This is a genomic window from Streptomyces sp. NPDC029044, assembly GCF_040637495.1.
GTDB lineage: Bacteria > Actinomycetota > Actinomycetes > Streptomycetales > Streptomycetaceae > Streptomyces.
The window spans coordinates 30731-40407 of record NZ_JBEZWN010000064.1; the positions used below are offsets into that span (position 1 = coordinate 30731).

The following is a 9677-nucleotide window of genomic DNA, read 5'->3' on the forward strand; positions in this document are numbered from 1 at the left end:
GTGTAACGCCCGAGGCCGCTCCAGCGGCAACCCCCGACGAACGGTGAGGACGACAGGCATGGACATGCTGTGGAACGGCTGGGGCGACCCGGCCAGGGCGACGCCGCTGCCCGACACCGTCACCGGGCTGCTGCGCGACTGGCTCGGCGTCAAGCCGCAGCCCACGGCATCAGCCCGGCTGGAGGAGATCACGCTCTCCACGCCCGCCCTTCAGGACGCCGCCCGCCACGCGCTGCACACCGCACTCGGCGATCGCGCGGAGAGCCTCCGCACGGACCCGGAGAGCCGCATCCGGCACACCCGCGGCAAGTCCACCCCGGACCTGCTGCGCATCCGCGCCGCCGACACCACCGACGCCCCGGCGGCAGTCGCCCTCCCGCACAGCCACGACGAGGTACTCGCCGTGCTCCGCGTCTGCGCCGAACACCGCCTCGCCCTCGTCCCGTTCGGCGGCGGTACCTCCGTCGTCGGCGGCCTCGCCCCCGCCGGCAAGGCACCCTTCATCGCCCTGGACCTGCGGCACATGAACCGCATGCTCGACCTCGACCCCGTCTCCCGGACCGCCACCCTCCAGCCCGGCCTGCGCGCACCCGAGGCCGAGGCGCTCCTGGCCGGACACGGTTTCACCCTCGGCCACTTCCCCCAGTCCTACGAGTGGGCCACCATCGGCGGCTTCGCCGCGACCCGCTCCAGCGGGCAGGCATCCGCGGGCTACGGCCGCTTCGACGAGATGGTCCTCGGCCTCACCCTCGCCACACCCGAGGGCACCCTCGACACCGGCCGGGCACCCCGCTCGGCAGCCGGACCCGATCTGCGGCAGCTGCTGCTCGGCTCGGAAGGCGCCTTCGGCGTCATCACGTCCGTGACCGTCCGCATCCGGCCCGTCCCGCAGACCCGCCGCTACGAGGGGTGGCGCTTCGCGTCCTTCGACGAGGGCACCGCCGCGCTGCGCCGGCTCGCCCAGGACGGCCCCCGCCCCACCGTCCTGCGGCTGTCCGACGAGACCGAGACCCTGATCGGCCTCGCCCAGCCCGAGGCCATCGGCTCCGCGGTCGAGCGGCACAGCGCCGGATGCCTCGCCGTGGTCGGCTTCGAGGGCACCGAGCAGGACACCGCCCAACGGCGGGCGGCCGCGGCGGCCGTACTCACCGACTGCGGCGGCGAGTTCGCGGGCGACGAGCCGGGGGAGCGCTGGGCGCACGGCCGCTACGCCGCCCCGTATCTGCGGGACTCGCTCCTCGAAGCGGGCGCGTTCGCCGAGACCCTGGAGACCGCCGCCTACTGGTCGCGACTGCCCGGCCTGTACGCGGCCGTCCGCGACGCGCTCACCTCCACGCTCACCGACAACGGCACACCGCCGCTGGTCATGTGCCACATCTCGCACGTCTACGAGAACGGCGCCTCGCTGTACTTCACGGTCGTCTCCGCCCAGGGCGCCGACCCCGTCGAGCACTGGACGCACGCCAAGCACGCCGCGAACGAGGCGATCCTCGCCGCGGGCGGCACGATCACCCACCACCACGCGGTCGGCACCGACCACCGCGACTGGTACGTACGGGAGGCCGGGGACCTCGGTGTCGAGGCCCTGCGCGCCGTCAAGCGACGGCTGGACCCCGACGGCCTGCTGAACCCCGGCGTCCTGCTGCCGGCGGACTGACCACGGCCCCGCCCTCGGCTCGAGCCCGCACCACCCCTGACCAGACGACAGCCCGGCACCACCCGTCAGCCCGGAGGCACATCGATGCGACAGTTCACCGCCGTCGTCAACCCGACCGCGGGCGGAGCCACCAGTGCTGCGGCGCTGCACCAGGTGGCCCGTCTCCTCCGGGAGGCGGGCGCCGAGCTGGAGACCGAGTACAGCCGCAGCCTCGCCCACGCCCGCGAACTCGCCCGGCACGCCGGGGAACGCGGCCGGGTGGTGCTCGCCGTCGGCGGCGACGGGATCACCGGAAGCATCGGCGGAGCCCTCAGTGGCACCGGCGCCCTGTTCGGTATGGTCCCCGCCGGCCGCGGCAACGACTTCGCCCGGGCCCTGGGCCTGCCCACCGACCCCGACGGCGTGGCCCGGGTGCTGCTCCACGGCACACCGCGCGCCGTGGACACCATCGAGGTCACGTCGTCCGTCCACGCAGCCACCGTCGTACTCGGCAGCGTCTACGCGGGTGTTGACGCGCTGGCCAACCTCCATGCCAACCGCTCCCGGATGCTGCGCGGTTCGGCCTCCTACTACGCCGGTGCCCTGCGCGCGATCAGCACCTGGCGCCCCGTCCGCTACCGGATCACCGTCGATGGCCGGGACCACGCGTACAGCGGCTACACCGTGGTGGCCGCCAACTCCAGCTACTACGGTTCCGCGCGCCGTATCGCGCCCGAAGCCCGACTCGACGACGGACTGCTCGACGTCGTGATGATCCGCGATGCCCCGCGCCGGCTGTTCTTCACCCTGATGAAGGAGCTCGACACGGGCGCCCATGTCCACCGCCCCCAGGTGCAGGTGGTGCGCGGCCGGGAGATACGCATCGAGGCCGGCAGCGACGTCCCCTACGGCGCGGACGGCGAGATCGAGGCCGCCCTCCCGGTGACGGTCAGAGTCCTGCCCGGGGCACTGCGAGTCCTGTGCTGAGCCGCAGGTCCGAAACGAAGTGACGTCGGGGGTGTTGTGTTGCTTGGATGCCCGACGTGACTTCGCCTGACTTTGACGATCATCCCGAGCGGGCCCTGCTGGACCGGCTGGAGGAGTACTACGACGCGGTCCCGCGCCACGGCGCCCGCGCCGAGGACCATGGGCCGCTCACCCTGTTCGTGCGGCAGGGCCAGGGCTGGCCGTTCTACGCACGACCCGCACCGGGACGGTCCGGACCGCTGCGGGCCACCGACGTGCAGAAGGTCCGTGCCCGCCAGCGGGAACTGGGGGTCCCGGAGAGTTTCGAATGGGTCGCCGAGACCACACCCACGCTGCGGGCAGCGGTCGAGGAGACGGGACTCGTGGTCCACGAACACCCGCTGATGGTGCTCGATCCCGGTACTCCCGCAGCTGAAGTGGACGGGTTGTCCGGCAGCGTGTCCGTCCGGATCGTAGGCACGGACGATCCGGTCCTGCCCGGCGCCCTGGCCGTTCCTCACCTCGCCTTCGCCGAGCCCGGGACCCACGTCGGTCTCGCGGGAACCGGACAACTGGCGGAGGCGATCGACGCCCGCATGGCCGACGGATCGGTGGAACGCGCGATCTTGCGGATCCGAGAGGGTCTGACCGTGGTCGCCGCAGCCGTCGAGCACGGACCAGTGCTGTCGGCCGGACAGCACCAACCGCTCGCTGGAGTCAGCGAGATCGTCGGCGTCGGAACGCTCCCCGCAGCTCGCCGTCGTGGTCTCGCAGGTGCGGTCACTGCGGCACTGGTGGCCGACGCCCGGTCGCGGGGTGCGGCCACCGTCTTCCTGTCGGCGGGTGACGACGACGTCGCGCGGGTCTACGCCCGACTCGGCTTCCGCAGGGTCGGCACGGCACTGATCGCCGAACTCGCCGAGTAGGGGCGAACATCACAGCGGCATATCAGGCTATTCGCCACTTCGATCTTCACGGAAGGCTCACAAGTTGGCTAAGTTGGTTACAGCATGCACGACTTCCACCGATGAGTAGGTGGTTCCGTGCGCTCCCGGACTGAAGGAGTGCCGTTTCCATGGCGCTGGAACGAACCTCGCGCCTCGGAGTGACCGAGGCCCGGCTCTCACAGGTGGCTGGAGCCCGTGTTGGCGCATGACGGCGAAGGGCCGAGCCCCGACGAGGTCCGGCGGCGGATCGACAGTCTCTACGACCGCGCCGAGAGCGACACCGGCACCTTCAACGCGACCCGCGCCGCTGCGATTCCGCGTCAGCGGGGCGCGGTCGCCCGCGGCCGGTCCGACGGGGGCACACAGCCGGCGGCCGGAGGCCTTGCCCGGCAGTGGTTCGACGTCGCCCGCGCCAAGCTGGGGCCCTCCGTGCAGGCGTGGCAGTCGGACCGGAAGGCCCCGGCCCGGCCCGAGCGCGCACCCGGGGCAGCGCTGCCCGCGCGTCCTGCGGAACGTCCCTCGGAACTCCGTGCTCTCGACGCGCCCCCGGCGCCCACCGGAGTTGCGCTGGAGTTGCCCGGCGGATCAGCTCCGGCACCCGTCACAGAAGTCCTCCCAGAGCTCTCCGAGCAGCGTGCCGCACCGGTTGCTACAGGCGGCGCACTGTCGGGTCTCGCCGGCGACACGGCAGCCTGGCCTCTGTACGAACCCGCTCCGGCGCCCGTCCTGGAGGCCGGCCCACAGTCCCTCGTGGCGCTGCCCGCCGTCCCGGCCCCCACCACGGGTGCATACCCGGCGGATCTCCTGACCAGCGGGACGGAGACGTACGGTGCCGACCCGACGGCCGACGCGACGGCGCCGTACGCCACGCCCCTGCCGGCGGACCTCACCACTCACCACGCCTCCGGCCCGTCGGCCGACATGACCACCACGATCCAGGGCGCCGGTCTGCCCGGCGTCACCGCGTCCGCACTGGCGCCCCATGCTCCTGCGGATCCGCTCACCACAGGCGAAGTTCCCGCCACCACCTACACGCCTGGTTCCTACGGCGAACCCTGGCTGACGCCGCCCCCCGGCCGCAGCAGCCAGGCCGAGCGGGTGCTTGACTTCGCCCGCGCACAGATCGGTCTGCCGTGCGTATGGGGCGCGGTCGGACCGGGATCGTACGACGCCGCCGGGCTCACCCAGGCCGCGTGGAAGGCTGTCGGAGTCTGCCTTCCCCGGACCACCCAGGACCAGTGGAGCGCAGGGGTGCAGGTCCCGCTCGCCGATGTCCGGGCCGGGGACCTGGTCTTCTTCCACGACGACCTCGGCCATGTCGGCATCTGGAGCGGCGACGGCATGATGATTCACGCCTACGGCCCGGGAGCGCTCATCCGAGAGGAATCGGTGTTCTTCGCCGGCCAGTCGGCCATCAGGGGTGCGATCCGCCCGGCTTGACATGCCGCGCAGAGCACATAGGGCACTCGTACAGATCGTGCGCTACCGCACGGACGGCAGGGACCGGCTCCGGCGATCATGACCGTTGGCGAGCGGTGGCCGGGGGATTCACCTGGTCAGGTGGGTGACCACCGAGTGCATCGCCCGGTGCAGGGCGGGGATCGTCTCCTCCGGCGCGTCGAGGGTCTCGAAACCGTGGTGGCCGTTGGGGACATCGACCAACTCCAGTCGCGCAGCGCTGCCCTCCGCCGCCGTCACGAACGCATCGACCGTCGCGGCGATCTCGGGAGCCTCCCGCCCGGCACGGAGGAGGACGACGGGCAGGGACCCCGCCTGTTCGACCGCCCTGGCGGGGTGGAAGCGGCTGCCGCCCATGCCCCAGGCGGGAAGAGGCGCGAGGATGGGATACGACGCGGCCAGGCAGCGCAGCCAGGCGGGAGGCCGTGTCAGCCAGTCCGTGGTGAGGAGACCGCCACCGGAGAAGAACCACAGGGCGATCCGGTCGGCGTCCACCCGGACGTCGGCCCGCACCAGGTCCACACCGGCGGCGATGTCCGAGGCGGCGCGGTCGTAGTCCGCGACGTCATGGAGGCGATGGTCGAGAGTCACGCCGACCATTCCCTCGGCGGCGGCCCAGCGGGCGTACCCCACCAGGGTCGGCCACTCGCGCGGGCGCGGCCGCGCTCGGGCGGGCACGGGTCCGCCGTGCACGAAGATGACGGCCGGTCGCGGGCCCCCCTCGCCGTCCGGGACGTAAAGATCGACATGGCCTTGACGGTCGCGGGGAAACTCGGGGACGTCCATGGGGAACGGGCGCAGGTGGGCAGGCGTCGGCGCTTCCCCGCCGGCCGGCCGCAGGCGGTGCCCCCCACCGGCCGCGGCCCGCAGCAGGACGTCCGCCAGCGCGCCGGGGCAGGACAGCATCGGCCAGTGCCCGGTGGGAAGTTCGAAGAAGGTGACCTGAGGCTCGGTCAGGGCGGCCAGTGCGGGGTCGCCGAAGTCGACGAGCCTCTGCACCTGGTCGATACCGGCCCCGTTGCGGGCGCACAGCACGCCGGAGACGGGAATCGCGGCCACCGCCCCGGTCAGCCGCAGCGGCTCAAGCAGAGTGTCCAGCGGCTGTGGCGCCGCCAGGGCGGTCAACCGCTCCAGGGCCGCCTCGTCGAGGCCGGCCGTACTGCCCCAGCGCTCCCACTCGTCACGTCCCGGTGGCGTGAGCACGCCCTGGCGCTCGCCCGCCTCGGCGCGTTCGGCCAGCTGTGCGCGCAGCGCCTGGTCCGGCACGGTGGCCAGCGCCGGAACACCGTTCTGCGGCATCCCGCAGTCGAGGTACACGACACGCGCGATGCGCTCCGCCCGCCGATCAGCGGCGCCGAGCACCGGGTGGATCCCGTAGTCGTGGCCGACGAGCACGATCTGCTGCCCGGATGCCACGTCGACCGCGTCGATCGCCGCGATCACGTCCTCGATGTGCGTCTCCAGACCGACGCGCGCCGGAGCGGCGGGGCGGGCCGGGTCGATGCCCGTCAGCCGGACAGCGTGCGCCGTGCCGCCCGCCGCGACCAGCCGTGCGGCCGTCTCCTCCCAGACATGGGCCCCGGTGAACACACCCGCAACCATGATGAACACGTTCACAAAAGTCCTCCCCGGACTCTCAGGATTCGCCCCACTCGCCGAACTCGCCGAACTCGTCGAGCTTTCAGGGCTCATCGCACTCTCGGACTCGTCTCATGACGCCGCACCGGTCGCGGTCGCCGTCGTGCGCGGGCCACTGTGTCGGTCTCGCCCGCGCCCCGGTACCGTAGGAACTCCCTTTAAGGGAGGTTCAACTGTCGACGTCACATGAGCTGTTGTGGAGCATCGGGGAACTCGCCGAGCGCGCCGGTGCCACGGTGAAGACCGTCCGCTTCTACTCCGATCAAGGCCTGCTCCCCGAAGCCGCCCGCAGCAGTGGCGGGCACCGCCGCTACGGCCCGCAGGCACTGGAACGACTTCGGCTGATCCGCTCCCTGCGCACGCTTGACCTGCCCCTGCCCGAGATACGCCGCGTCCTCGACGACGACGAGGTAGCCGGCCGTGTGCTGGAGGACGCCCTCGACGGTCGCCTGCGCGGGCTCGGCAGTGAGCTGAAGGCCCTGCGCTGGCGGGAAGCCGCACTCCAACTGGTGCGCGACTGCCCGCCGGCTCAGCGCGCCGGTCGGCTGAGACTGCTCGGCGCGCTGAGCACCCCGCCGAGCACCGCACCGCTGGCCAGGTTCTGGCGCTCCTGGCTGCCACCACGAATGCCGCGCCCGGCGACTGCGGCATTCCTTGAGGTGGCCGTCCCCCAGCCGCCCGACGAGCCGCACCCGACCCAGGTGCTCGCCTTCGCCCGGCTGCACGCGATGACGACGGCCCCCTGCCCGGACGCCCGGCAGCCCCAACCGGAGGTGCACCGGGTGGCCGGGGCCGGCGGCGCCGTGCTGCTGTACGCGGGCCTCGTCGAAGCGTTCGAACTCGCGGCCCCGCACCTGCGCCGGGCACACGCCCCCCGTCCGGGTGAGGCCCTGGACGCCTACGTCGCTGCATACGCGAGCGCCTTTCGCAACCGCGACACCCACGAGTTCCGCCGCTCGCTGGCCGCCCGGCTCTCTGCCGAGGCGCGCCTGAACGAGTACTGGGAACTCGCCTCCGTCGTTCTGACCCGGCCCGGCAGCAGCCCTCAGCCCACCCCGGGCTCCGCGGACGACTGGCTGCGTGCTGCACTTCAGCTGGACAACGCCGGAGCCGCGTGAGCCCCGTCTCCCATCGTTCCTCCGAGTTGCGCAGCGCCCGTACCTGGGGGCGCAGGAGCCGCGCAGCGGCCGGAGAAGACGGATTCCCGTCCCGCCACTCCTTCACCTTCATGACCAGGGATTCGTCCGGCGTAGCCGGGTACCCGGCGGCGGAACCCGGAGCATCCGATCCATGTGGCCGCACCGGCCATGGCCGGCTGAAGCAGAGGAACGATAGCGATGAGCCAGCCCCATCCCATCAAGCGGGCGGCGGACAAGGTCACCGAAGCCATCCAGGGCGCCGGCGCGGGGCCGGAGGAAGGGATTCCCGGCAAGCCGGCCCCGGATTCCCCCGGCGTCGCGGAACCGGTGGAGCCGCGTGAGCCACTGCCGCCGAAGCCGGACCAGAGCGGGCCCGACACGATGTCGCCCACCGGGCAGGCGACCGGCGCGGCCCAGGCGCGCATGGCCCAGTCGGGCGCCCATCTGACGAACGCCCAGGGCACACGGCTCTACGACACCGATCACTCGCTCAAGGCCGGTCCGCGCGGACCGGTGCTGCTTCAGGACCACCACCTGCGCGAGAAGGTCATGCACTTCGACCACGAGCGCATCCCGGAGCGCGTGGTGCACGCCCGCGGCGCGGCGGCGCACGGCGTCTTCAAGAGCTACGGCACCGCGGCCGCCGTCTCGAAGGCGGCGTTCCTGGCGGCGGGTGCGGAGACGCCGGTGTTCGTGCGCTTCTCGACGGTCCTGGGGTCCAGGGGCTCCGCCGACACGGTTCGGGACACGCGCGGGTTCGCGACCAAGTTCTACACCGACGAGGGCGTCTTCGACCTCGTCGGCAACAACATGCCGGTCTTCTTCGTCCAGGACGCCATCAAGTTCCCCGACATCATCCACGCCGGCAAGCCGCACCCCGACCGGGAGATCCCGCAGGCCCAGAGCGCGCACGACACCTTCTGGGACTTCGTCACCCTGCACACCGAGGCCACCCACCACACCCTGTGGAACATGTCCGACCGGGGCATCCCGCGCTCGTACCGGATGATGGAGGGCTTCGGCGTACACACCTTCCGTCTGGTGGCCGCCGACGGCTCCACGACGCTGGTGAAGTTCCACTGGAAGCCCAAACTCGGTGTGCACTCCTTGGTGTGGGAGGAGGCGCAGATCGCGGGGGGCGTCGACCCCGACTTCCACCGCCGCGACCTCGCCGACGCCATCGAAGCGGGCGCCTACCCGGAGTGGGAGCTGGGCATCCAGACCTTCCCGGACACCCCGGACCAGACCTTCGAGGGCATCGACCTGCTCGATGCGACCAACCTCGTCCCCGAGGAGTTCGCCCCGGTACAGCCGATCGGTCTGCTGACGCTCAACCGCAACCCGTCGAACTACTTCGCCGAGACCGAGCAGGTCGCCTTCCACGTCGGCCATCTGGTGCCCGGCATCGACATCACCGACGACCCGCTGCTCGCCGGGCGCCTGTTCTCGTATCTGGACACCCAGATCACGCGGCTGGCGGGCCCGAACTTCTCGCAGATCCCCATCAACCGGCCGCACTCGCCGGTCAACGACATGCTGCGGGACGGCTTCCACCAGGACGCCGTGCACCGAGGCGTCGCGCCGTACCGGCCCAACTCTCTCGACGGCGGCTGTCCGTTCCTGGCGGGGGCGGACACCGGGGCGTACGTCGAAACGCCGGTACGGGTGCCGGAGGCGACGAAGGTCCGCAAGGCTCCCGAGTCCTTCTCCGACCACTTCAGCCAGCCGCGCCGGTTCTGGCTGAGCATGAGCGCGGTGGAGCGGGAGCACATCATCGGCGCGTACACCTTCGAGCTGGGTCCAGGGCGCGGCGGCTCTGCGCAGGGTGCGGGTGAGGGCGGCGCGGGCGGTGACGGGCGCCCAGGGCGCGGTCAGGAGGGCGGCGCCGTGACC

Annotated in this window: 7 protein-coding genes; 6 read left to right on the plus strand and 1 reads right to left on the minus strand. The window is 72.2% G+C overall.

Annotation, left to right across the window (positions count from 1 at the left end):
• The first annotated feature begins 58 nt into the window (after positions 1 to 58).
• The 4 genes from AB0E85_RS33005 to AB0E85_RS33020 all read left to right on the plus strand — a co-directional run bounded on the left by AB0E85_RS33005 (position 59) and on the right by AB0E85_RS33020 (position 4989).
• Positions 59 to 1657: an FAD-binding oxidoreductase gene (locus AB0E85_RS33005; protein ID WP_361935091.1), complete on the plus strand. Its 1599-nt coding sequence runs from the start codon at positions 59 to 61 to the stop codon at positions 1655 to 1657.
• Between the two features lie 84 nt (positions 1658 to 1741).
• Positions 1742 to 2623 carry a YegS/Rv2252/BmrU family lipid kinase gene (locus AB0E85_RS33010; protein WP_361935094.1) on the plus strand — a complete coding sequence of 294 codons (882 nt, stop codon included), beginning with the start codon at positions 1742 to 1744 and terminating at the stop codon, positions 2621 to 2623.
• Between the two features lie 56 nt (positions 2624 to 2679).
• Positions 2680 to 3528 (plus strand): GNAT family N-acetyltransferase, encoded by an 849-nt coding sequence (locus tag AB0E85_RS33015; RefSeq protein ID WP_361935096.1) that lies wholly within the window; start codon positions 2680 to 2682, stop codon positions 3526 to 3528.
• A 216-nt stretch (positions 3529 to 3744) separates the two neighbouring features.
• Positions 3745 to 4989 (plus strand): NlpC/P60 family protein, encoded by a 1245-nt coding sequence (locus tag AB0E85_RS33020; RefSeq protein ID WP_361935098.1) that lies wholly within the window; start codon positions 3745 to 3747, stop codon positions 4987 to 4989.
• A 108-nt stretch (positions 4990 to 5097) separates the two neighbouring features.
• Here the strand turns inward: AB0E85_RS33020 and AB0E85_RS33025 are convergent, their stop codons facing one another.
• Entirely contained in the window at positions 5098 to 6624 is a 1527-nt protein-coding gene (locus AB0E85_RS33025; protein WP_361935100.1) for an alpha/beta hydrolase, read from the minus strand.
• Between the two features lie 194 nt (positions 6625 to 6818).
• Between AB0E85_RS33025 and AB0E85_RS33030 the strand changes: the two genes are divergently transcribed.
• Together AB0E85_RS33030 and AB0E85_RS33035 are read left to right on the plus strand one after the other, a co-directional pair.
• Positions 6819 to 7763, plus strand: a complete 945-nt coding sequence (locus AB0E85_RS33030) for a MerR family transcriptional regulator (protein WP_361935104.1) — start codon at positions 6819 to 6821, stop codon at positions 7761 to 7763.
• A 219-nt stretch (positions 7764 to 7982) separates the two neighbouring features.
• Positions 7983 to 9677, plus strand: a 1695-nt coding sequence (locus tag AB0E85_RS33035) for a catalase (RefSeq protein WP_361935102.1), incomplete at its 3' end; no start/stop codon positions are given.

Excerpts from the sequence above, each read along its gene's own strand:
- AB0E85_RS33005 (WP_361935091.1), top strand. The coding sequence starts at position 59 with ATGGACATGCTGTGGAACGGCTGGGGCGACCCGGCCAGGGCGACGCCG.
- AB0E85_RS33010 (WP_361935094.1), top strand. The coding sequence starts at position 1,742 with ATGCGACAGTTCACCGCCGTCGTCAACCCGACCGCGGGCGGAGCCACC.